Here is a 22,848-nt window from a genome sequence, read left to right as displayed (position 1 = left end):
GTATCATGGGACATTCGGCCGGGTCCAACACGCTCTAACCCGGCTGCCAGGAAAACAATATGACGATTAATGTCGGCGAGACCGTTTTTTCGAGCGCTGTTGGTATTTGCCGCATCGCTGCCGCGATGGCCTTGCTGGGGGGTACCCTGCTTGCGGCCGGCGGCTGCGCCAGCAGCAACACCGGCAACACGACGCCGGTCGCCACTACCGACGGCCCGAAGGACACCGGCTCCTATCCAAACCTCAACATCCCGCCGCAGGTGGCCGCCAAGCAGCTCACGCCTGAGGAGACCAAGGCCAAGCTTGCCCAATTGAAGGGCGACCAGCAGGCGCAGCTCGGCAAGAGCGGCGGCACCGGTGGGAGCAATCCGGCGGCGCTGAACTCGCTGGCGAAGACCCATGGCGACGATACGCTGAAGCAGATCGAGACCAAATGCGATCCCGCCCTCGACCCTACCTGCAATTAGGGCTATATCGCGCGCCGAAAGCGTCTCTTTGCCAAACACGTTTAAATGTCTGGAACTGACATGGAAGAATTTCACAAGGTCCGCCGGCTTCCGCCTTATGTCTTCGAGCAGGTCAATCGGCTGAAGGCCAGCGCCCGCTCGCGCGGCGCCGACATCATCGACCTTGGCATGGGTAATCCGGACCTGCCGACGCCGAAGGCCATCGTCGACAAATTGTGCGAAGTGGTGCGCGATCCGCGCACGCATCGCTATTCGTCGTCGCGCGGCATTCCGGGCCTGCGCCGCGCCCAGGCCGCCTACTATCAGCGCCGCTTCGGCGTGAAGCTCAACGCGGACACGCAGGTGGTGGCGACGCTGGGCTCCAAGGAAGGCTTCGCCAACATGGCGCAGGCGATCACCGCGCCCGGCGACGTGATCCTGTGCCCGAACCCGACCTATCCGATCCATGCCTTCGGTTTCATCATGTCGGGCGGCGTCATCCGCTCGCTGCAGGTCGAGCCCGACGACGGCTTCATCCCGGCGGTCGAGCGCGGCATCCGCCATTCGATCCCGAAGCCGCTGGCGCTGATCCTCAACTATCCGTCGAACCCGACGGCGTTGGTCGCCTCGCTCGATTTCTACAAGGACGTGGTCGCCTTCGCCAAGAAGAACGACATCATCATCCTGTCGGACCTTGCCTATTCGGAGATCTATTTCGACGGAAACCCGCCGCCTTCGGTGCTGCAGGTGCCGGGCGCCATCGACGTCTGCGTCGAGTTCACCTCGATGTCGAAGACGTTTTCCATGCCCGGCTGGCGCATGGGCTTCGCCGTCGGTAACGAACGGCTGATCTCCGCGCTGACGCGCGTAAAATCCTATCTCGACTATGGCGCCTTCACGCCGATCCAGGTGGCTGCGGCGCATGCGCTGAACGGCGACGGCGCCGATATCGCCGAAGTGCGCGAGGTCTACCACAAGCGCCGCGACGTGATGGTCGACGCCTTCACCCGCGCCGGCTGGACCATCCCGGCGCCGGCGGCCTCGATGTTCGCCTGGGCGCCGATCCCGGAACCGTTCCGCCATCTTGGCTCGCTAGAATTCTCGAAGCTGCTCATCGAGCACGCCGACGTGGCGGTGGCGCCCGGCGTCGGCTTCGGCGAGCATGGCGACGATCACGTACGCATCGCGCTGGTCGAGAACGAGCACCGGATCCGGCAGGCGGCGCGCAACATCAAGCGCTTCCTGGCGTCCAGCGCCAAGCAGCCCAACAATGTGGTGCCGCTCTCCGCGCATCGCTGAGGTTGCCTGACATCATCGAAACGAATTTGAGGGGCGTCGCCGGACATGGCTGAAGCGTTGCGTGTTGGAATTGCCGGTCTCGGCACTGTCGGCGCCTCGGTGGTGCGCGTGCTCGGCGACAAGGCGGCGGAACTGACCCGCCAGTGCGGCCGCGACATCGTCGTTACAGCTGTCTCCGCCCGCGATCCGAAGCGCGACCGCGGTGTCGACATTGGCTCGGCGACTTGGTTCGACGACGCCGTGAAGATGGCTGAGAAGGCCGATATCGATGTCTTCGTCGAACTGATCGGCGGCGACGAGGGGCCCGCGCTCGCGTCCGTGAAAGCGGCGCTGGGGGCCGGCCGCCATGTGGTGACCGCCAACAAGGCGCTGCTGGCCAAGCATGGCGTGCAGCTTGCCGAGATCGCCGAGAAGAAGGGCGTGCTGCTCAACTACGAGGCGGCGGTGGCCGGCGGCATCCCGGTCATCAAGACGATGCGCGAGGCGATGGCCGGCAATTCCGTCACCCGCGTCTTCGGCATCCTCAACGGCACCTGCAACTACATCCTGACCCGCATGGAGGCCGAGGGCATCTCCTTCGACGCCTGCCTGAAGGATGCGCAGCGCCTCGGCTATGCCGAGGCCGATCCAACCTTCGACATCGAGGGCCACGACACGGCGCACAAGCTGTCGATACTGACCAGCCTTGCCTTCGGCACGAAGATCGCCGCCAACGACATCTACATGGAAGGCATCTCCAACATCAGCCAGGCCGACATCCGCGCCGCCGCCGATCTCGGCTACCGGATCAAGCTGCTCGGCGTTGCCCAGCGCACCGACAGCGGCATCGAGCAGCGCGTGCATCCGACCATGGTGCCGACCGCTTCGGTTATCGCGCAGGTGCACGGCGTCACCAATGCGGTGGCGATCGAGACCGACATCCTTGGCGAGCTGCTGCTTTCCGGCCCCGGCGCCGGAGGCAACGCCACGGCCTCGGCCGTCATCGGCGATATCGCCGACATCGCCAAGAGCCGGCCGGGCTTCCAGCACGGTCCGGTCTTCGGCCGTCCGGCCAAGGAATTGAAACCCTACAAGAAAGCGCAGATGCGCAGCCATGCCGGTGGCTATTTCATCCGGCTGACCGTGCATGACCGCATCGGCGTCTTTGCGGCGATCGCCAAGCGCATGGCCGACAACGACATTTCGCTGGAATCGATCGTCCAGCATGCCTCCGGGCCGGAAACGGACGCGCAGAAGACGGTGATCCTGGTCACTCACGAGACGACAGAAGCAGCGGTGCGCAAGGCCGTCGACGGCATCACCAAGGACGGCCACCTGACCGACAAGCCGCAGGTCATCCGCATCGAACGGGCCGGATAAATTCAATCATATTCCGCCTTTAATCGATTGATATTGCTACGATTTCGAAAAATTGACGTGACAAGTCTTGCCGTTGTCATGGAGCTTTGACACAAGAAGCGGGCCTCTGGCGGGAGGCAGCGTGGCAACGAGGATTTTCCATCGATGAATGTCGCCCAGAACATTGTCGCCGGTCTCGACCGGATACTCACCATGGAATTGGTGCGCGTCACCGAACGGGCCGCTGTCGCCGCCGCCAGGCTGCGCGGACGCGGCGACGAGAAGGCCGCCGACCAGGTCGCGGTCGATGCCATGCGCCATGAGCTCAACCGGCTCGCCATCAAGGGCACGGTGGTGATCGGCGAGGGCGAGCGCGACGAGGCGCCGATGCTCTATATCGGCGAGGAGGTCGGCACCGGCAAAGGCCCGGCGGTCGATATCGCGCTCGATCCGCTGGAAGGCACGACGATCTGCGCCAAGAACCTGCCCAACGCGCTTGCCGTCATCGCGATTGCGGAAAAGGGCAGCCTTCTGTTCGCGCCCGACGTCTATATGGACAAGATCGCCATCGGCCCGGGCTATGCCGAAGGCGTCATCGGCATCGACGCCTCGCCGGCCGAAAACATCAGCAGCTTGGCCAGGGCCAAGGGTGTTGGGGTGTCCGAGATCACCGCCTGCATCCTCGACCGGCCGCGCCACGGCAGACTGATCGAGGCGGTGCGGGCGACGGGCGCGGCGATCCGGCTGATCGGCGACGGCGATGTCGCCGGGGTCATCCACACCACCGATCCGGAAGAGACCGGCATCGATATCTATCTCGGTACCGGCGGCGCGCCGGAAGGGGTGCTGGCGGCGGCCGCGTTGCGTTGTACCGGCGGCCAGATGCAGGGCCGGCTGATCCTCGATACGCCAGAGAAGGTGGCGCGCGCGGCCAAGATGGGCATCGCCGATCCGAAACGGATTTACCGGGCGCAGGACATGGCGCGCGGCGACGTGCTGTTTGCAGCAACCGGCGTCACCGACGGCAACATGCTCGACGGCGTCAAGTTCGGCCCCACCTACATCACCACGCACACCATCGTGCTGCGCTCGTCGTCGCGCACCGTGCGTGAGATCAAGGCACGCCATCAGGATCTGGAAAAGTTTTGATTCCTTCCTGCTTAGCCGTCGCCTATTGATGTCGTGACAGATGGCAACAGGCGGGCGGCACGTCATATGACGGGCGAGAAGAGGCTTTTCCTCGACGTAAGGCAGTCGGCTACCGGTGTCTCCTGGGAACACCGGCTGACCGAGCGGCAGGACATGACTGCACTTGCCATAGCGCAAGGCTACGGCGTGCCGGATATCGTCGCGCGGGTGCTTGCCGGGCGCGGCGTGACCGCCGAGCAGACCGAGCGCTTCCTCGATCCGACGATCCGCGATCTCTTGCCGGATCCGGCATCGCTGACCGACATGGGGAAGGCCGCGGCCCGCATCGCCGGGGCCATAATCGTCAAGGAAAAGGTGGCGATCTTCGGCGACTACGACGTCGACGGAGCCGCCTCGTCGGCGCTGCTCAAGCGCTTTCTCGGGCATTTCTCGGTGCCGTCCGAAATCTACATACCCGACCGCATCTTCGAAGGTTACGGCCCCAATCCGGAGGCTATGCGCGACCTCATCTCTCGCGGCGCGACCCTGATCGTCACCGTCGACTGCGGCACCAACAGCGCCGTCTCCATCGACGCGGCGAGAGAGGCCGGCGCCGATGTCGTGGTGCTCGACCACCATCAGGTCGGCGGTCCGCTGCCGGCAGCCGGTGCGGTGGTCAATCCCAATCGCGAGGACGATCTTTCCGGGCAGGGCCATCTTTGCGCGGCCGGCGTCGTTTTTCTCACCCTGGTGCAGACGGCCAGGATCCTGCGCGGTCGGCTGCCGGATGCCACGTCACCGGATCTGCTTTCGCTGCTCGACCTGGTGGCGCTGGCCACCGTTTGCGATGTGGTGCCGCTGACCGGCGTCAACCGCGCCTTCGTGGTCAAGGGGCTGCAAGTGGCGCGCCAGCAGAAGAACGAGGGGCTGGCCGCCCTTGCGCGGGTGTCGCGCATCGGCGAGCCGATCAGCACCTTTCATCTCGCCTATCTGATCGGGCCGCGCATCAATGCCGGCGGGCGCATCGGCGACGCCGCCCTCGGCAGCCGCCTGCTCGCCACCGACGATCCGGTCGAGGCCAACACGATCGCCGAGACGCTCGACCGGCTCAATCAGGAACGCCAGCAGATGGAGCTGGAGATGCTGGCGCAGGCGCGCGCCGAAGCCGATGCCGAGCTTGCCGGCGGCAATGGCCCGGCCGTCGTCGTCACCGCCAGCACCAGCTGGCATCCGGGTATCGTCGGCCTGCTCGCCTCGCGGCTCAAGGACCACGCACGGCGGCCGGCCTTTGCCATCGCCTTCAACGCCAATGGCGTCGGCACCGGCTCGGGACGCTCGGTGTCCGGCTTCGATCTCGGACGGCTGGTGCGCGAGGCGGCAGATGCCGGGCTGATCGTCAAGGGCGGCGGCCACGGCATGGCGGCCGGCATCACGGTCGAGCGGGCGAAGCTCGGGGCGCTAAGAGCCTTCTTCGAGGAGCGGGCGGCGGCCGAGGTGTTCCGGCTGCAGGACGAGGAAAGCCTGGCCATCGACGGTGCACTCGCCGCCGAGGGCGCCACACTCGCGCTGCTCGACGCGCTGGAAAAGGCCGGGCCGTTCGGCGCCGGCCATGTCGCGCCGGTCTTCGCGCTGCCGCGCCACCGGCTGGCGGATGCACGGCCGGTCGGCACCAACCACATCCGCGCCGAGCTGCAGTCGCAAAGCGGCGGCCGCATCCAGGCGATCGCCTTTCGCGCCGTCGATACCGCGCTTGGCGAATTCCTGTTCAAGAACCGGGGCAAGACGATGCATGTCGCGGGTTCGCTGTCGGGCAATTACTGGAACGGCAACCGCACGGTGCAGTTCCGCATCACCGACGCGGCAATAGCCTGAGAACTGTCTGATTGTGGGTCAGGCGAGAACCGTCTGCAGCCGGGTGAGTTCGCTGATCTGCGCCATCGTCGCCTGGTAGCCGAGGCGGATCGCCTCGTCGGCGCGATGGAATTCGGTCAGGCCGATATGGCTGAGCTTGGGCTGCAGCGACATGTCGGGCGGGTCGCCGGCCAGCCTGGCGCGCGAAATGCGATCCTGGATGATGTTGAAGGCCTCGACCATGACGCCGGTGATGCCGAGCCGCGTTTGGTGCGACTGGCGCTCGGCGTCGACGTGGCCGGCTCTTGGCGCGTCCTTCTCGATGACCAGTTCACCGGCGCTGTGCTTGATGACGGCGGCGCGGCCGAACAGGTCGTAGTGAAGGTTGACCGCGACAACCAGCGGCTGCTCGTAGGCGCGGCAGACCGAGACCGGCACCGGATTGACCAGCGCGCCGTCGACCAGGACGCGGCCGTTACAGATTACTGGCTCGAACACCCCGGGCAGCGCGTAGGAAGCACGCATGGCGGTGATCAGCGAGCCGCTCGACAGCCAGATCTCATGGCCGGTGCGGATTTCCGAGGTGACGCAAACGAAAGGCTTGGACAGGTCTTCGAAGCGGATGCCGGCCATGTGCTCGCGCAGCCTGGCGTCCAGCTTCATGCCGCCGAACAGCCCGCTGCCGCGCAGATTGAGATCGAGAAGGCCGAAGAGGCGCCGCTTGGTCAGGCTCCTGGCGAATTCCTCGAGATCGTCCAGTTTGCCGGCAAGGTAGCAGCCGCCGACCAGGGCGCCGATCGAAGTGCCGGCGATCATCGACACTTCGATGCCGGCCTCGTCGAGCGCACGCAGCACGCCGATATGAGCCCAGCCCCGCGCGCAGCCACCGCCGAGCGCCAATGAAATGCCTGTTTTCTTGCCAGGCTTCGTATCGGATGCGCCGCCCGACGAGGAGGGGCCGTTGGCCTCTCGAACGTCTGGTCTGCTACGCAATGACGCCCATTCGAGCATCACAATCTCCCCTTGTCCCACATCCCTTCTACAGCAAGGATGTTCGAGAATAATGAATATGAGTGGTTTGTGAATATCGAATGGTTCACAAAGGCTTCCGATACGCTTGTTCCGTATCGAACAGCGGTTTGCTGCCGTCGTCGGCAAGCGTCGCCTTGCCGTCGTTCAACCCCACCGTCCGATAAAAGCAGGAACGCCGGCCGGTGTGACAAGTTGCGTCGTGGCCCAACACTTTCACGCGCAGCCACAATGCATCCTGGTCGCAATCGGTGCGCATCTCGACGATGCTCTGGAAATTGCCGGAGGTTTCCCCCTTCTTCCACAGCGCGTTGCGCGAGCGTGACCAGTAATGGGCGATGCCGGTTTCCAGCGTCAGCGCCAGCGCTTCGGCATTCATATGCGCGACCATCAACAGCATGCCGTCGGCAGCATCGGTGACGACGACAGTGACAAGGCCACTGGCGTCGAAGCGCGGCGAAAGGACAGTGCCTTCCTCCAGCGCTTTCTTGTCTGACGGAGCTTTCGGGAATTCCAGTGCCGACATCGCCGGATCTTCTTGTTTGACCATGATCTTGTCCAAAAACCGGTTCCCACTTTTTGGGATCATGGTCTAGCGGCCGGCGAGGGCCGATCAGACCCCGCCGCCGCGCACCATGGTGACGAAACGGACCTGTTCCTCGGGGGTGTCCTTGAAGACGCCGGTGAAGGTTGAGGTCAGCGTGGTGGAGCCCTGCTTGCGGATGCCGCGCATGGCCATGCACATGTGCTCGGCTTCGATCATGACGGCGACGCCGCGCGGATTGAGCACGTCCTGGATGACGCTGGCGATCTGCGCGGTCATCGCTTCCTGGGTCTGCAGGCGATGAGCGAAGATGTCGACGACGCGCGCGATCTTGGACAGGCCGACGACCTTGCCGTCCGGCAGGTAGCCGACATGCGCCTTGCCGATAATCGGCACCATGTGGTGCTCGCAATGCGAATGGAAATTTATGTCCCTGACGATAACGAGGTCGTCATAGCCGGCGACTTCCTCGAAGGTGCGGCCAAGTTCCTCGGCCGGGCACATGTCGTAGCCATTGAACATTTCGAGAAATGCCTTGGTGACACGCTTCGGCGTGTCGATCAGGCCCTCCCGCTCCGGATTGTCGCCGGTCCAGCGCAACAGGGTGCGCACCGCGGCCTCGACCTCGGCTTCGCTCGGCCTGTCGGTGACCGGCTTTTCCATGTAAGTGGACTGGGGCATGAGTTTCTTGATGACGGCATCCATAAAGGCGTCTCCCGTAGTCCCTCTCTCAGGAGGGACGAGTTGAACGGACCACGACCTTTCGGGTGTAAGAAACTCGCGGTTTCCAGCCCTCAAGCGGCGTGAATTGATTTGAGCAAAGACGTGGCCTTCGGCTGCCTTGTCGATGCTCGACTGTGAGCATTATATATGGTCGTGCCGAGCGAATGAAAGACGCATCAGCGGCAATCGCTGTTCGCTCGGCGGCGACAGATTGGAAAAATATGATCGACGACGTCTACAATGCGAAAATTCTGGGTTTTGCCGGAAATATCGCGCGGATCGGCCGGCTCGACCATCCGGACGCGACGGCACGCGCGCATTCCAAACTGTGCGGATCGACCGTGACCGTCGATCTCAAGATGGATGACGGCGTCGTTACGGATTTTGCGCATGACGTGAAGGCCTGCGCGCTCGGCCAGGCGTCGTCCTCGATCATGGCCCAGCATGTCATCGGCGCCAGCGCGGACGAGTTGCGCGCAGTGCGCGAGACGATGCTGAAGATGCTGAAGGAAAATGGCGCGCCGCCGGAAGGCCGCTTCGCCGACCTGCGCTATCTGGAACCGGTGCGCGACTACAAGGCGCGCCATGCCTCGACCATGCTGACCTTCGATGCGGTCGTCGATGCGATCGGCCAGATCGAGAAGAAACGCGCCGAAGAAGCAGCCTAGATTTCTTCCAGAGAACGCCGACTCTCGGCAAATTCGGCACGGATCCAGTCGGCGAAGGCCGCGGCCGGTTCCGACAGGTTCTGCAGGCTTCTTGCGACCAGCCAGTAGGCGCCGCAGATGACGTTGGTGTCGAAGGGCTTGATCAAGGCGCCGGATGTCAGTTCCGCCTCGATCAGCAGGAGATCGCCGAGAGCTACGCCATGGCCGAGCATGGCCGCCTGTTTCGACAGCGACGGATCGGCCAGAAGCGGACCGCGTTCCGGCAGTGCGTCGCCGGTCACGCCCGCCGCCTCGAACCAGCGCGCCCAGCCCTGGCGGTTTTCCTCATGCAGCAGTGTGTAGCGGCGCAGGTCGGCGGGGCTTCGCAGGGCCGGGCCGGACTTGAAAAGAGCGGGTGACAGGACCGGGGAATCGATGACCGGCGCCAACCGCTCGGCCTCGCTGCGCGGCCATGAGGTGCTGTTGGCGCTGAAGCGCAGAGCGAGTTCGGCCTGGTCGCTGCGGAACTCGATCAGGCGTGCGTCGACCTCGAGGGAAATGTCGATGTCCGGCCGCAGCTCGCGGAACCGGTTGAGTCGTGGCACCAGCCATGAGGCTGCGAGCGAGGGTTCGGCACTGACGCAGACCAGGGACTGGGCCGGCGTGACCGCCATTTCCGACAGCATGTTATCGATATCGCCAAAACTTCTGACGAGCTGATCAAGCAGCCGTCGGCCAGCGTCTGTTAGCTCGACGCGGCGATGATGACGGAAAAACAGGGGCTGGTGCAGGAAGGTCTCGAGTTCGCGGATCTGGCGGCTGATCGCGGCTTGCGAAACATAGAGTTCCTCGGCCGCGCGGCTGAAACTCAGGTGCCTTCCGGCCGCCTCGAAACTCCTCAGTGCCGTCAGGGGAAGGCGTCCGCGCTTCATTCGGGAGCCTTCAGCCTGTCGGCGACCTTCTGATACAGTTTGACGGTCGGCACGAGTCTAGCTCCTTTTTCCGAGTTTACATCAAGCACACAAACCGCGCGAAATAGCCCTACGGCCCGCTCAACTCAGCAAGCTTGAAGCCGCCGCGGCAAAAGCCAGATCGCATAATGATTTCATATAGTTGCATCGTTGTCATGCAGCCGGGCACACCTCAATACGCATAATCTAAAGTTATCCGATGTGGAAATTATACTCGTTTGAAGACGAAGGCCAGCGGCAGTCTAATCGATGCCAAAGGAGATACGGCCATGATCCAATTCCTGGAGATTTTTGGCGACGTCATGCGGATCGCGACGTTTCAATGGTATGGCGAGAAGCGGCCACAGGCCGGACGCCGCGAACAGGGACCAACCAGCCCCACGCGCTGGGTGTCTCCGGCAGATCGGCGCACATTTCACCGGTGAAAGGCAGGACGGCCAGCATCGACAGCTGGCATCACCAATGGCCAGCATCAACGGGGATTGCGTTCTCTGCTCGAAGTCCACATCTATCCCGGGGCGAAACGCGATACGGAGAATGCGGTGCGCGACCACGAAGGGCATGCGCATGCCGCAACACCGGCGCGGCGTGGGCGCAATTGGCCAGGCCCCTGGCGCAAGACGCCGGGCCGCATCCTCGGCACGTCGCTTGTGCGTCTCTACCAGCTGACGCTGTCCGGTTTTGTCGGCAATACCTGCCGCCATCTGCCGACCTGTTCCGAATACGCGCATGAGGCGATCGCCCGCCACGGCCTGTGGGCCGGCGGCTGGATGGGGCTTTTCCGGGTGCTGCGCTGCGGCCCGTTCGGCACGCATGGCATCGATCGCGTGCCGGAGACGCTGGCCGGGCGCTATGTCTGGTTCATGCCGTGGCGGTACTGGCGGATCGGCAAGAAGCGCGGCGAGGTCTGACTGCACCCACGGGCCTCGGCTCCGGCCGGTCTTTACGATCTGGTAGGGTTAACGCAAGCCTGCACAAAGACTGCGAATTTGAGACAAAATCGAGACAAGACGCCTCGCTAAGTCCTCTCCTGCCCACCCGTCAGGAGATAGATCTTACATGCGCCAGATAGACCGCCTTCCATTCGTTTTTGCCATCGTTCTGTTCCTGCTGGCGTGGCTGCTTGGGTTCCCGATGCGGGCACAGTCGGCTCCGCTTGCCGATGTCGAATGCACGCTGATCGAGGATGCGGTAAGCGGCGAGATGCTCTATCGGGACGGCGTCTGCGATCAACGCTTCAGCCCGGCGTCGACATTCAAGGTGCCGCTGGCGCTGATCGGCTACGACGCGGGCATTCTGAACGACGAGCATACGCCGAGCAGGGACTACAGACCTGAGTTCAATGCGGTGAAGCGGGACCGGAAGACCGTCGATCCGACGATCTGGGAGCGCGATTCCGTTCTCTGGTATTCCCGCGAAATCACAAGCAGGCTCGGCAGCAAACGATTTGCCGGCTATGTATCGAGGTTCGACTACGGCAATATGGATGTCTCCGGCAGCGCCGGAAAGAATGACGGCCTGACCCATTCCTGGGTGAACTCCTCGCTTGAAATATCGCCGGTAGAGCAGACGGCCTTCCTGCGCCGGATACTTGCCGGCAAAATGCCGGTGTCGGCCAGGGCTCATGAGATGACCAGAGCGATCATTCCGACCTTCCAGGCAGATGGCTGGGCGGTGCAGGGCAAGACCGGCAGCACGAGGCTCGGCGATGGCGGCACCGACAAACGCTCGCTCGGCTGGTTCGTCGGCTGGGCCGAGAAGGATGGCCGCCGGATCGTGTTTGCTCGGCTGGTGGTTGACGAGAAGCGCACCGACATGCCGAAGGGCCTGGCGACGCGGGCAGGGTTCCTAAATGACCTGCCTGGCCTGATCAAATAGGCGGGCCTCCCGGCTTTACGCCGGCGGCTTCTGCCCCTAAAAGGCTGCCGCCGGACGCATCCGGCATTTCACCACCCGCGCTCGTTTGCGGGACTGGATAGGAGATTATTATGCTGAATTCCGTTTCCCTGACATTTCCCGATGGCTCCGTCCGCGACTACGAAGCGGCGATGACCGGCGCCGGCCTGGCCGAATCGATCTCGAAGTCACTGGCCAAGAAGGCCGTCGCCTATTCGATCGATGGCGAGGTGCGCGATCTGTCCGACCCGCTCGGGAAGTCCGGTAAGGTCGAGATCATCACCCGCGAGGACCCGCGCGCGCTCGAACTCATCCGCCACGACGCAGCACACGTGCTGGCCGAGGCCGTGCAGGAACTGTGGCCGGGAACGCAGGTGACCATCGGGCCGGTGATCGAGAACGGGTTCTATTACGACTTCGCCCGCAACGAGCCGTTTACGCCCGACGATTTCCCGGTGATCGAGAAGAAGATGCGCGAGATCATCCAGCGCAACAAGCCGTTCACCAAGGAAGTCTGGCCGCGCGAGAAGGCCAAGAAGGTGTTTGCCGACAAGGGCGAGCGCTACAAGCTGGAACTAATCGACGCCATCCCTGAGGACCAAGACCTCAAGGTCTACGCGCAGGGCGACTGGTTCGACCTTTGCCGCGGCCCGCATATGGCCTCGACCGGGCAGATCGGCAATGCTTTCAAGCTGATGAAGGTGGCCGGCGCCTATTGGCGCGGCGACAGCAACAACCCGATGCTGACGCGCATCTACGGCACGGCCTGGGCCGACCAGGCGCAGCTCGACGCCTACCAGACGATGCTCGAGGAAGCCGAGAAGCGTGACCACAGGAAGCTCGGCCGTGAAATGGACCTGTTCCATTTCCAGGAGGAAGGCCCCGGTGTCGTCTTCTGGCACGCCAAGGGCTGGAAGATGTTCCAGAACCTGGTCAACTACATGCGCCGCCGCCTCGACGAACAGGGCTACCAGGAGGTCAACGCACCGCAGGTTCTGGACAAGAGCCTGTGGGAGACGTCAGGCCACTGGGGCTGGTATCGCGACGCCATGTTCAAGGTGACTGTCGCCGGCGACGACACCGACGACGACCGGGTGTTCGCGCTCAAGCCGATGAACTGCCCCGGCCATGTGCAGATATTCAAGCACGGGTTGAAATCCTATCGCGATCTGCCCGTAAAGCTTGCGGAATTCGGCAATGTGCATCGCTACGAGCCATCCGGCGCGCTGCATGGGCTGATGCGCGTGCGCGGCTTCACGCAGGACGACGCGCATATCTTCTGCACTGAGGAGCAGCTTGCCTCCGAATGCCTGCGCATCAACGATCTGATCCTGTCGACCTATGCCGATTTCGGCTTCGACGAGATCAGCGTCAAGCTGTCGACGCGGCCGGACAAGCGTGTCGGCACTGACGAGGCCTGGGATCATGCCGAGGCAATCATGGGCGGCGTTCTGGAGACGATCCGGACGCGCTCGGGCAATCGCATCAAGACCTCGATCAATCCGGGCGAGGGCGCCTTCTACGGGCCGAAATTCGAATATGTGCTGAAGGACGCCATCGGTCGCGAATGGCAGTGCGGCACCACGCAGGTCGACTTCAACCTGCCGGAACGTTTTGGCGCCTTCTACATCGGCTCGGATTCGGAAAAGAAGCAGCCTGTCATGGTGCATCGTGCCATCTGCGGTTCGATGGAGCGTTTCCTCGGCATCCTGATCGAGAACTATTCCGGCCATTTCCCGCTGTGGTTCGCGCCGCTGCAGGTGGTGGTGGCGACGATCACCTCCGATGCGGACGATTACGCGATGAAGGTCGTAGGCCAGTTGAAGGCGGTTGGGCTTCTGGCGGAAGCCGATCTGCGCAACGAGAAGATCAACTACAAGGTGCGCGAGCATTCGCTGGCCAAGGTTCCGGTCATCCTCGTCTGCGGCAAGCGCGAGGCGGAGGAAGAGACGGTCAACATCCGCCGGCTCGGCTCGCGCGACCAGGAATCGCTTGGACTCGTCCAGGCGATCGCACAATTGAGCGAAGAAGCGATGACGCCGGATCGCAGGCGCAAGCGCGCTGCCTGATCCGCACAGTCCCGACGAAATGGCGGTGGAGCGATCCACCGCCATTTTCACATGCCTGTCACGCCAAGCCTGTAACGAGCCGTCCATGCTCAAGCTGAAACTGCGGGAAAGACCGTTTCCCGAGCTTTCCTACGCCAGTCCGCATCAGCCGGCGCTGACGCGCTGGTTCATCCATTCCATCGAAGGCCTGTCCGGGCGCGATCGTTTTGCCGCGCTCTATGATTTCTGGCGCCGGCAGGTGGCGCCGAGCGGCGAGCGGGTGTTCAGCCGCATGCTGGATCTGATCGACGTCAAGGTGCGGAGCGCCGATCAATGGCCGCCGGCAAAGCTGCCCGACACACCGCTGGTGATCGTCGCCAACCATCCGTTCGGCATCGGCGACGGCATTGCCGTGCTGTCGCTGGCCGAGCAACTCGGGCGGCCGTTCCGCGTCATGATCCACAAGGATCTGCTCAAGATCCGCGAGATGGAACCCTATTCGCTGCCGATCGATTTTTCCGAGACCAAGGATGCGCTCAGGAACAACATGGCGGTGCGCCATGAGGCGGTGCGGCTGCTGAAGGAAGGCGTCACCATCGTCGTCTTTCCGGCCGGTGGCGTCGCCACCGCGCCGAAGGGCTTTGGCCGGGCGCGTGACCTGCCATGGAAGATGTTTCCGGCCCGTCTCGTCCAGGATGCCAGGGCATCGGTCATACCGATGCATTTCTCCGGCCAGAACGGGCGGCTGTTCCATCTGGTCAGCGGTCCCATGAACATGGCCGAGCGCGATGGGCGTGTGGCGAAATTCGTCGGCAAGGCTTCGCTGACGCTGCGCATTTCTCTGCTCATCCACGAATTCGCGCGGCTGTCCGGCAAGTCGATCGACGTGCGCGTCGGAGATGTTCTGAACTGGAGCGAACTGGAACCTTTGCGCGACCGCAAGGCTTTGCTAGAGCACCTCTATCGCGGTGTGTTCGATCTGGCGCCGGCAGCGTCGCGTGGCCGGGTCCATTTCCTGCCGCGACGCATGCGCAAGGCAGCTTGATCGCAGGTCAGTTAGTCGGCGCCCTCCTCGGGATCGATCGCCGAGGCCTCGGTGGCCAGAACCTCGATCTCCTGGTTCTGACCGGCGACGACGGTAAAATCCTTCTGGTAGATGCGGTCGCGGTTCTTGGCGATGATGGTGTAGTCGCCTTCGGCCAGCACCATCGAGGCGAAGGCGCCGACGGTTTCCTTGATCGGATCGCCGGATTCGTTGAGCAGCGACCACGACGTGTCGGCGATCGCCTCGCCGCCGGTTTCGCGCACCAGCTTCATGGTCATCTCGGCCGCCCGGTGCTCGACGGTGGCTTCGGTCAGCTTGCCGGCCTCGACGCGGATGTCGGAGCGGATCACGGCATTCACCGAGCCATAGTTCGAGACGACGTGGTAGGTGCCGGCATTCAGCCGCACGACGCTGTTCGGTTCGACATCGGGGATGATCAGCGCGTGCTCGCCATTGGCTTCAGTGCGGCCTTCATAGATCGAGAAACGCAGTTTTTTCGGCGGTATGTGCGCCCCGCCCGACAGGACGGCGTCGAGCTTGAGGCCGCCGGCGTCGAGCACCAGGCTTTCGCGCTTGGCCTCCTTGCCGACGGTGATGCGCTTGGTGGCGCCGGCGCGTCCGTAGGAAGCGTGCACCAGATAGCTGCCGGGCTCGAGCTGGAACACGGCGGTGCCGCCATGGGCGGAGGCCACCATCGGCAGCTTGCCGTCGCTCGCGGCTTCAGGCTTGAAGACGCGCCAGACGATACCGCGCGTAATATCGGTGCCTTTGTCGGTCAGCTGCGCCGACAGCGTGATTGCGCCGCCGCTTCCCAGCGCCAGCGACGTCTCGTTCTTGGGTGACGAATAGTTTGCGATTCCGGGAAGTTTGAGGTCGCTGATGCCATCCCTGGTCTGCGCGGAAGCAAGCAAAACCGGCGCCATGAACAGCGCGGCGGCGAACCAGACCAGGAAAAGACGCAAGTTCCCCTCAAACATGCCTTGCGTTGAAGCCCAAGGCGGTGGCAATTTCAAGGCTTAAGAGTCTGATCCGCTCTGCCGGAGGCTCTTCCTTCCGGCGCGCCGCGCCAATGCCCGAGCCGCCCGGATTCCCGATGGCGCGCTTCAGCTCACAGTTCAGGAGACTTGCGCCCATGGCGTCGCCGATCATCGACTTTCTGCTGACTCGAAATTCGGCGCCGATTCCCGAGCTGAAGGAGCCGGCGCCCGGCGATGCCGAGATCGCGACGATGATCGCCGCCGCCGCACGCGTGCCGGACCACGGCCGGCTCGAACCATGGCGCTTCATCCTCTATCGCGGCGAGGCGCGCGTCGAGATCGGCAAGCAGCTGGCGGCACTCGCCGAACAGCGCGAAGGGCCGCTGCCGGAAGGTCGCCGCAACCAGGAACTGGCGCGCTTTTCGCGCGCGCCGCTGGTGATCGGCGTGGTGTCGATCCCTCGGGAGAACCCCAAGATCCCGCAATGGGAAATGTTCCTGTCCGGCGGCATGGCAGCGATGAACCTGATGATCGCGGCCAACGCGCTTGGCTATGGCACCAACATGATTAGCAACTGGTATTCCGACGTGCCGGAGGGCAGGGCGATCCTGGGACTGGCGCCGCAGGAGCGCGTCGTCGGCTTTGTCCATATCGGCTCCTACCAGGGGCCGGCGCCGGAGCGGCCGCGACCCGATCCGGCAAAGCTCTATGCCGACTATCAGGGGCCGTGGGCGGGTTAGGGAGAAAATGTTCTACGAGCCGGCGAAAGGGCATGGGCTGCCGCACGATCCGTCCAAGGCGATCGTGGCGCCACGCCCGATCGGCTGGATTTCGACGCTGAACAGGGAAGGCAAGATCAACCTCGCGCCCTATTCTTTCTTCAACGCCTTTTCGACCCGGCCCTTCATCGTCTGGTTCTCGTCCGAGGGCGAGAAGGACAGCGCCAGCTTCGCCGAAGAGACGGGCGAGTTCGTGGCCAATCTGGTCAGCCGTGAACTGGCGGAGAAGATGAACCGCACGGCGGTCGATGCGCCGCGCGGTGTCAGCGAATTCGACTATGCCGATCTCGCCATGGCGCCGTCGCGCCTCGTCGCGCCGCCGCGTGTGGCGGCGGCACCGGCGGCGCTGGAATGCCGGGTGACGGAAATCCTGCGGCCACGGGCGCTCGACGGCACGCAGACCAGCGCCGTCGTTGTCGCCGGCGAAGTCGTCGGCGTGCATATCGACGATGCCTACCTCAAGGACGGCAGGTTCGACATCGTCAGGGCCGGCAATGTCGGCCGGCTCGGCTATATGGACTATTCCAGCATCAGGGACATATTTTCGATGCGGCGGCCGCGCTGGGGAAAGGATTAGCGGATCGGGGCAGGAGGCATCTCATGATCTCGAAATTGATCCTGCAGACATTCGTGTGGTTCGGCGTCATGGGCGCTTTGCTGTTCCTGTCGGCCGGCACGCTGAACTGGCCTGGAGCCTGGCTGTACCTGGTGATGATGGTTGGGCTCAGCCTCACCTTGGGCGTGTCCCTGGCCCGGCGCGATCCCGGCCTGATGAATGAGCGGCTGAGCCCGCCCATTCAGAAGAATCAGACCGCGGCCGACAAGGTCCTGCTGAGCGTGCTGCTGCTGGCCATGCTTGTTTGGCAGGTTCTGATGGGGCTCGACTTCCGCTTCGGCTGGTCGGCGGTTCCCGTATGGGTGCAGGTGGTCGGCACGGCAGTGCTGCTGCTCGGGATCTGGATCTGCTACCGCACGATGCTGGAGAACAGCTTCGCGGCGCCCGTCGTGAAGATTCAGGAAGAACGCGGACAGCACGTCATCACCACCGGCCCATACGGCTACGTCCGCCACCCGATGTATGCCGGCGCCATCCTCTTCTTCGCCGGCGCGGCGCTTCTGCTTGGCTCCTGGTGGGGGCTGGCGTCGGTGCTTGTGTTCGTCGTTCTCCTGGCCATTCGCATATTTATCGAAGAGGGAACGCTGCGGACCGGCCTGCGCGGCTACGACGACTACGCGGCAAATGTCCGCTACAGGCTGATCCCGCTGGTCTGGTAGCGGCTAGACGGAAATCCCCGCCGCCTTGGCGCGCGCCAGAAGCCGCTCGGCCAGCCGCAGATGCGGCCTGTCCACCATCTTGCCGTCGATGCCGACCACGCCGGGATTTCCGGCCGCCGCAAAGGCCTCGACGATCGCCTGGGAGTGTTTCACGGCTTCGGCCGACGGTGTGAAGGCTGCGTTGATCACCGGCACTTGCGCCGGGTGGATCGCCATCTTGCCGGTGAATCCGTCGCGCTCAGCCTCGATGCATTCGGCTTCGAAGGCGCTCATGTCGCGGAAGTTTGGAAAAACCGTATCGATCGCCGCGACCTCGGCGTTGCCGGCAGCAAGGATGGTCATAGTGCGGGCAAGGCGAAAGACATCGGTGTAGCGGCCCCGCTCATCGCGCGCGGCGCGGGCGCCAATGGCTGCCGACAGATCCTCTGCGCCCCAGGTCAGGCCGGCAAGCCGTGCGCTCGCCCCGGCATAGGTCGCGGCCGCCAATACCCCGGCGGCCGTCTCGGTGATGATCGGCAGGATTTTGATCCCGCCATCCGGCAAGCCGTTCTCGGCCTCGTGCACCCTGAGTTTGGCCGAAAGCTGCTGCACGTCCTGGCCGCTGTTCGACTTCGGCAGCATGATGCCGTCCGGTTTCGCCGGGACCAGGGCCGCGAGATCATCGTCGGTCAGGCCGGTCGATAGATCGTTGACCCGCACATAGATGGCAGACCTCGTCTGCTGCCTTTGGCTGGCGATGAAGCTCTTCGCAATCGTTCGTGCCGCCGACTTGTTCGCAGCCGCGACGGAATCTTCAAGGTCGACGATGACCACGTCGGCGCCGGCGCCAAAACCCTTTTCCAGTTTCTTTTCGGAATCGCCTGGAACGAAGAGCAGCGAACGCATCGCTCAGGCCGCCTTTTTCATCATCATCGCCTGTCTCGTGCATTTGGCGACGAGAATGTCATCCTGGTTGTAGGCGCGGTGCTCGAATTCGACGATGCCGCGATCCGGCTTGGATTTGGACTCGCGCACTGAAACCACCGTGGTCTCGACGCGAATGGTATCGCCGTGGAAGACCGGATGCGGAAACACGGTTTCCTTCATGCCGAGATTGGCGACGGTGGTGCCGACGGTGATGTCGTTGACCGAGATGCCGATCATCAGCCCCAGCGTGAACAGCGAATTGACCAGCGGTCTGCCCCATTCGCTCTTGGCGGCGAAGTCGAAATCGATATGCAGCGGCTGCGGGTTCAGCGTCATCACCGAAAACAGCATGTTGTCGCTTTCGGTGACTGTCTTGCGCAGCGTGTGCCGGAAGACATGGCCGACGACGAACTCTTCCAGATAAAGCCCGGCCATGGTCGATCTCCTCGTTCCCGTTGCTTGATAGGCGTTGGCCGCGGCTCCATCAAGCCGGTTAAGGAACATGGTGAACGCTTCGTAAACCATTTCAGGCCTACGTTTCCATCGGGGCCAGGCGCGTTCTGGCAAGGGGCGTAAGCAGGCGGCATGGTAGTTTCGCACTTTCTGAAATGGATTGACACGGCGCGGGTCTCCGAGCGCGCCGCCGCTGCCAGTGCGTTGGCTCGCGCCTACATCAATTCCGACCTGCCGTTCGAGGATCGCTGTGCCGCCGAGGCGGCGCTGACGCTGCTGCTCGACGATGCCTCGTCGAAGGTGCGGCTGGCGATTGCCGAAGCGCTGTCGATGAGCCACCACGCGCCGCTGCAGATCATCAGTGCGCTTGCTTCCGACCAGCCGGAAGTGGCCGCCATGGTGCTGGCGCGCTCGCCGCTGCTTACCGACGCGGACCTGATCGACCGGGTTGCCGGCGGCCAGAAGGCGACGCAGAAGCTGATCGCCGACCGGCCTGTCGTGTCGATGTCGCTGGCAGCGGCCATCGCCGAGATCGGCGAGCCGGAGGCCTGCGCCGTGCTGCTCGCCAACAGCGGCGCCGACATCGCCTCGCTCAGCTTTCGCCGCATGGCGGAGCGTCACGGCCACCTCCCACTGGTGCGCGAAGCGCTGATATCGGATGCGCGGCTACCCGCCGACTGCCGCCATATGCTGCTGGTCAAGCTCGGCGAGACGCTCAAGACATCGCCGCTGGTGCTGGCGCTGATGGGCGCTGCCCGGGCCGATCGCGTCATGCGTGATGCCTGCGTCAAGGCGTCCGTGACCTTGATCGAAGGCACGCACGCCGAGGAGCACGCCGCGCTGATCGAACATCTGAGGCTACGCGGCGACCTCACCGCGAGCTTCATCATCCGCACCATTGCGCATGGCAAGGTCGACTTCTTCGGCTCGGCGCTGGTGGCGCTTGCCCAGCAGTCCGAGCAACGGGTGAGGGCGCTGCTCGCCGGCGGGCACGACGTGGCGCTGCAGGCGCTGTTCCGCAGCGCCGGCCTCGCCGCCGCTACCCATGGCATCATCCTGCGCGCGCTGAAGGTCTGGCGCGAGGTTGCCAACGGCAAGCGCGTCGCCGGCGTGCAGGAAGTCAGTTGGCTGATGCTGAAGGAACTCGGCGGCCAGTCCGCCGAAGGCGATCTCGCCGGGCTGGTGAAGTCGATCCATCTCGAGGCCCTGCGTGAAAACGCGCGCGGCCATGCGTTGGCGATCGCAGCCGCCTAGGGTGTGCTGATATTCAGGTGATGCCGGCCTGCAAACGATGACTTCCTGCGCTTCCGGTGCTCACGTACTTTGAGTACGCTCCGCTCCGGTTCTCGGAAGCCATCGTTTTCGACTCGGCCTGACCTGAATCTCAACACACCCTGTGCCGCGCCTAGGCCTTCGCGAAAAAATCCGGAAAGTCCTCGATTGCCGCTGCAATGACGCGCAGCGAGGCTGCGACCTGCAGCATCTCGGCGGAGTCGCTGCGCTCGGCGATGCCTGCCGCATATTGCCTGGCGACGGCGACAGTCGCGGTTTGCGGCTCGCCTGGTCTTCGAAACAGCAGCTCACGTGCCAGACCGCGCAGGAAATTGGTGATTGAAAGCACGGTCTCGGGCGGGATCGCCGCATTTTGCTGGGCAGCACGCAGCCGCAGGATCTCCAACCCGACAGTAACGGCGGCGATGCTGCCGCCCAGAACGGCGTCGCCTTGCCTGCCGGTGCGCTGCAGCTGCGGCATCAGCTGGTTGACCCGGTCGTAGGCAAGGCTTTCGAAGGCCGACCGCCTCGGCACGCGCTCATGCAGGCAAAGCCGGGCCAGATCCTCCCGCATGGCCTGCAGGATGCGATTGACGGTGACCCGGGGGTCGGCGGGCAGCACGACGATGAAGACGCCGACCGCCAGCAGGATGCCGACCAGGATCGACACCGAGCCGGCAAAGAACGGGCCGGGGTCGTAGGTCATGGCCTGATGCGGGCTGAGGAAGGCGAAGAAGTTGATGGCGAAGGCGGTCGCCACGCCGACATGGCGCGGATTGGCCATGCCAAGCGCTGCCGGCACCATGATCGGCACGACGAAGACGACGAACCAGCCGAAGCCGGGCAGGGCGGGAAGGGCGATCTGGCCGACGAGAAACGCAAAGGGTAGGGCCAGCAGCGTGCCCTTGAAGAAACCCCAGGCCGAGTCGACGGGATCTGGGCGGGCGGCGAACAGGCTGGAGACGACGGCGACGAGAATGACCGTGCCCGCCGCTTCCGACCATTTCGTCGTCAGCCAGAAGGCCGCGACCAGCAACGTGGCAAGGGCGGCGCGCACGGCATTGCGCCATGCCGCATGATAGTCGCGGTGCACGACCAACGCCGGCTGCCGCCGGTCGCGGGAGGGGCGGGAAACGGGCGAGCGGAGCGCGTCCAGGCCGCGCAACACTTGCTTCAACGCCTCGGCGAAATCGGCGGCGATGGTGAGGCGGGTGATGGCGCCGATCTTGTCGCCGTCCTGCCCGGCCGGCATTTCCGGTATCCGCCGCGCTCTGCTGGCGATCGCGTCGAGCCGGGCGACCCACGGTCCGGTGTCGTCCAGCGCGCCCGGCTTCGCTGCCAACTCGCCAACAAGGGCCTGCAACTCGCTGCGCACCGGGATCAGCGCGGCGTTTTTGGGCGCGGCATGGGAGTGCAGTGCGCGTGCCGCCGACAGCGCCCACAGAAGCTGTCCAATCGTGCGCCTGACCGGGTGGGCGCGGGTGGCGAAGCTTGGCGCCTCGAGCCTGGCATAGGTGCGCATCTCCGCGAGGGTCTGGGCGTCAGCGATCAGCTTGCGTTGCAGCCCTGCAAGGATCGCAGGATCGCCACCGGAAAAGGCGCCGCCGGCATAGGTGGCAAGATCGAGAATGCTGCGCTTCAGCCTGGAGATGATGGCATCGGCCGCCAGTTTCGGCAGGATCAGCCGGCTGGTCACGCCGGCGCAGACAATGCCCAGCACGATTTCGGCACAGCGGGCGACGGCCAGATCGACGACGAGGTGCGGCTGTCCAAAGGCCGGGAGCCCGATGATCATGGCGGTATAGCCGGCAAGGGCCGCACCATAGGCTTCCGGATTGCGCAGCAGCGACGAGACCAGCGTGCAGAGGCCGATCCACACCGCAAGCGCGGTGACCAGCAGCCAGGGATTGCTGCCGAATACCGAGGTGATGCCGATCGCCGCCAGGCCGCCGGCCAGCGTGCCGAGCAGCCGGTAGAACCCTTTTGCCAGCACCATGCCGGCAACCGGCTGGGCGACAATGAACACCGTCATCATCGCCCATTGCGGGTGGTCGAGCTTGAGCGCGTAGGCGGCGAGAAGCGCGATCAGCCCGGCCGAGACGGTGCGCAGGGCGAAAATCCAGTCCGAGCGGGTCGGTCGTGTCAGTTCCGCGAATGTCGTACCGAAGTAATCGTTCAGCCGCGTCCAGGTCACATGCTCGTCTCCTAGAACGGCAAGCTA

Annotated in this window: 24 protein-coding genes; 15 read left to right on the top strand and 9 right to left on the bottom strand. The window is 64.1% G+C overall.

All coding sequences use genetic code 11. From position 1 onward, the window contains the following. The first annotated feature begins 59 nt into the window (after window positions 1-59). The 5 genes from DH08_RS02090 to recJ all read left to right on the top strand — a co-directional run bounded on the left by DH08_RS02090 (window position 60) and on the right by recJ (window position 6,083). Window positions 60-467 (top strand): hypothetical protein, encoded by a 408-nt coding sequence (locus DH08_RS02090; protein WP_192177658.1) that lies wholly within the window; start codon window positions 60-62, stop codon window positions 465-467. Window positions 468-527: 60 nt separating this feature from the next. Continuing rightward, window positions 528-1,745: an LL-diaminopimelate aminotransferase gene (locus DH08_RS02085; protein ID WP_120017925.1), complete on the top strand. Its 1,218-nt coding sequence runs from the start codon at window positions 528-530 to the stop codon at window positions 1,743-1,745. Between the two features lie 45 nt (window positions 1,746-1,790). Next, the gene (locus DH08_RS02080) at window positions 1,791-3,104 is read left to right on the top strand and encodes a homoserine dehydrogenase (RefSeq protein ID WP_192177657.1); all 1,314 of its coding nucleotides are present in this window, start codon (window positions 1,791-1,793) and stop codon (window positions 3,102-3,104) included. A 144-nt stretch (window positions 3,105-3,248) separates the two neighbouring features. Next, on the top strand, window positions 3,249-4,232 hold the full coding sequence (gene glpX / locus DH08_RS02075; RefSeq protein ID WP_192177656.1) for a class II fructose-bisphosphatase: 984 nt from the start codon (window positions 3,249-3,251) through the stop codon (window positions 4,230-4,232). Window positions 4,233-4,298: 66 nt separating this feature from the next. Then, window positions 4,299-6,083, top strand: coding sequence for a single-stranded-DNA-specific exonuclease RecJ (gene recJ, locus DH08_RS02070; protein WP_192177655.1), 1,785 nt, complete (start codon window positions 4,299-4,301; stop codon window positions 6,081-6,083). Window positions 6,084-6,101: 18 nt separating this feature from the next. Here recJ and DH08_RS02065 read toward each other — a convergent pair whose 3' ends face one another. From DH08_RS02065 to folE, 3 genes are all read right to left on the bottom strand, one after another. Continuing rightward, window positions 6,102-7,073, bottom strand: a complete 972-nt coding sequence (locus tag DH08_RS02065) for a patatin family protein (RefSeq protein ID WP_192177654.1) — start codon at window positions 7,071-7,073, stop codon at window positions 6,102-6,104. 85 nt (window positions 7,074-7,158) lie between these two features. After that, entirely contained in the window at window positions 7,159-7,617 is a 459-nt protein-coding gene (gene hisI / locus DH08_RS02060) for a phosphoribosyl-AMP cyclohydrolase (protein WP_192177741.1), read from the bottom strand. Between the two features lie 87 nt (window positions 7,618-7,704). Continuing rightward, window positions 7,705-8,340: a GTP cyclohydrolase I FolE gene (folE, locus tag DH08_RS02055; protein WP_192177653.1), complete on the bottom strand. Its 636-nt coding sequence runs from the start codon at window positions 8,338-8,340 to the stop codon at window positions 7,705-7,707. 239 nt (window positions 8,341-8,579) lie between these two features. Here folE and DH08_RS02050 point away from each other — a divergent pair, with 239 nt between their 5' ends. Continuing rightward, window positions 8,580-9,026, top strand: coding sequence for an iron-sulfur cluster assembly scaffold protein (locus DH08_RS02050; RefSeq protein WP_192177652.1), 447 nt, complete (start codon window positions 8,580-8,582; stop codon window positions 9,024-9,026). On the opposite strand, the gene DH08_RS02045 is transcribed toward DH08_RS02050, so the two are convergent. Beyond that, a complete protein-coding gene (locus DH08_RS02045) occupies window positions 9,023-9,937 on the bottom strand; it encodes a LysR substrate-binding domain-containing protein (RefSeq protein WP_192177651.1) in 915 nt (304 codons plus the stop codon). The two genes, DH08_RS02050 and DH08_RS02045, sit on opposite strands and share 4 nt — an antisense overlap. A 308-nt stretch (window positions 9,938-10,245) precedes the next feature. On the opposite strand from DH08_RS02045, the gene DH08_RS02040 reads away from it, so the two are divergent. From DH08_RS02040 to DH08_RS02020, 5 genes are all read left to right on the top strand, one after another. After that, a complete protein-coding gene (locus DH08_RS02040; RefSeq protein ID WP_100084769.1) occupies window positions 10,246-10,401 on the top strand; it encodes a hypothetical protein in 156 nt (51 codons plus the stop codon). A gap of 117 nt (window positions 10,402-10,518) precedes the next feature. Further along, a complete protein-coding gene (gene yidD, locus DH08_RS02035) occupies window positions 10,519-10,887 on the top strand; it encodes a membrane protein insertion efficiency factor YidD (RefSeq protein ID WP_192177650.1) in 369 nt (122 codons plus the stop codon). A gap of 148 nt (window positions 10,888-11,035) precedes the next feature. Next, on the top strand, window positions 11,036-11,854 hold the full coding sequence (gene blaOXA, locus DH08_RS02030; RefSeq protein WP_192177649.1) for a class D beta-lactamase: 819 nt from the start codon (window positions 11,036-11,038) through the stop codon (window positions 11,852-11,854). Window positions 11,855-11,964: 110 nt separating this feature from the next. Further along, complete coding sequence (gene thrS, locus DH08_RS02025) at window positions 11,965-13,941, top strand: threonine--tRNA ligase (RefSeq protein WP_192177648.1); 1,977 nt, start codon at window positions 11,965-11,967, stop codon at window positions 13,939-13,941. Window positions 13,942-14,026: 85 nt separating this feature from the next. Continuing rightward, entirely contained in the window at window positions 14,027-14,965 is a 939-nt protein-coding gene (locus tag DH08_RS02020; RefSeq protein ID WP_192177647.1) for a lysophospholipid acyltransferase family protein, read from the top strand. 11 nt (window positions 14,966-14,976) lie between these two features. Here the strand turns inward: DH08_RS02020 and DH08_RS02015 are convergent, their stop codons facing one another. Continuing rightward, window positions 14,977-15,942, bottom strand: a complete 966-nt coding sequence (locus DH08_RS02015) for a hypothetical protein (protein ID WP_192177646.1) — start codon at window positions 15,940-15,942, stop codon at window positions 14,977-14,979. Beyond that, window positions 15,935-16,114 (bottom strand): hypothetical protein, encoded by a 180-nt coding sequence (locus DH08_RS02010; RefSeq protein WP_192177645.1) that lies wholly within the window; start codon window positions 16,112-16,114, stop codon window positions 15,935-15,937. Before DH08_RS02010 ends, DH08_RS02015 begins: the two co-directional genes overlap by 8 nt. Here DH08_RS02010 and DH08_RS02005 point away from each other — a divergent pair. Genes DH08_RS02005 through DH08_RS01995 form a run of 3 tightly spaced genes read left to right on the top strand, consistent with a single transcriptional unit; the run spans window position 16,098 to window position 17,996 of the window. Continuing rightward, window positions 16,098-16,682, top strand: coding sequence for a nitroreductase family protein (locus DH08_RS02005; RefSeq protein ID WP_192177644.1), 585 nt, complete (start codon window positions 16,098-16,100; stop codon window positions 16,680-16,682). The genes DH08_RS02010 and DH08_RS02005 overlap by 17 nt on opposite strands. A gap of 7 nt (window positions 16,683-16,689) precedes the next feature. Further along, window positions 16,690-17,298: a flavin reductase family protein gene (locus DH08_RS02000; protein WP_192177643.1), complete on the top strand. Its 609-nt coding sequence runs from the start codon at window positions 16,690-16,692 to the stop codon at window positions 17,296-17,298. A gap of 23 nt (window positions 17,299-17,321) precedes the next feature. Further along, window positions 17,322-17,996, top strand: a complete 675-nt coding sequence (locus DH08_RS01995; protein WP_192177642.1) for a methyltransferase family protein — start codon at window positions 17,322-17,324, stop codon at window positions 17,994-17,996. A gap of 3 nt (window positions 17,997-17,999) precedes the next feature. On the opposite strand, the gene DH08_RS01990 is transcribed toward DH08_RS01995, so the two are convergent. Further along, window positions 18,000-18,881: an HpcH/HpaI aldolase/citrate lyase family protein gene (locus tag DH08_RS01990; protein ID WP_192177641.1), complete on the bottom strand. Its 882-nt coding sequence runs from the start codon at window positions 18,879-18,881 to the stop codon at window positions 18,000-18,002. A gap of 3 nt (window positions 18,882-18,884) precedes the next feature. Continuing rightward, window positions 18,885-19,337, bottom strand: a complete 453-nt coding sequence (locus DH08_RS01985) for a MaoC family dehydratase (protein WP_192177640.1) — start codon at window positions 19,335-19,337, stop codon at window positions 18,885-18,887. 150 nt (window positions 19,338-19,487) lie between these two features. Here DH08_RS01985 and DH08_RS01980 point away from each other — a divergent pair, with 150 nt between their 5' ends. Further along, on the top strand, window positions 19,488-20,609 hold the full coding sequence (locus tag DH08_RS01980) for a DUF2336 domain-containing protein (RefSeq protein WP_192177639.1): 1,122 nt from the start codon (window positions 19,488-19,490) through the stop codon (window positions 20,607-20,609). A gap of 151 nt (window positions 20,610-20,760) precedes the next feature. Here the strand turns inward: DH08_RS01980 and DH08_RS01975 are convergent, their stop codons facing one another. Further along, window positions 20,761-22,821 (bottom strand): FUSC family protein, encoded by a 2,061-nt coding sequence (locus DH08_RS01975; protein ID WP_192177638.1) that lies wholly within the window; start codon window positions 22,819-22,821, stop codon window positions 20,761-20,763. Between the last annotated feature and the right edge of the window lie 27 nt (window positions 22,822-22,848).

This window comes from Mesorhizobium amorphae (genome assembly GCF_014843845.1).
GTDB classification, from domain to species: Bacteria; Pseudomonadota; Alphaproteobacteria; order Rhizobiales; family Rhizobiaceae; genus Mesorhizobium; species Mesorhizobium amorphae_A.
This window is presented reverse-complemented; position numbering and strand designations above follow the sequence as displayed.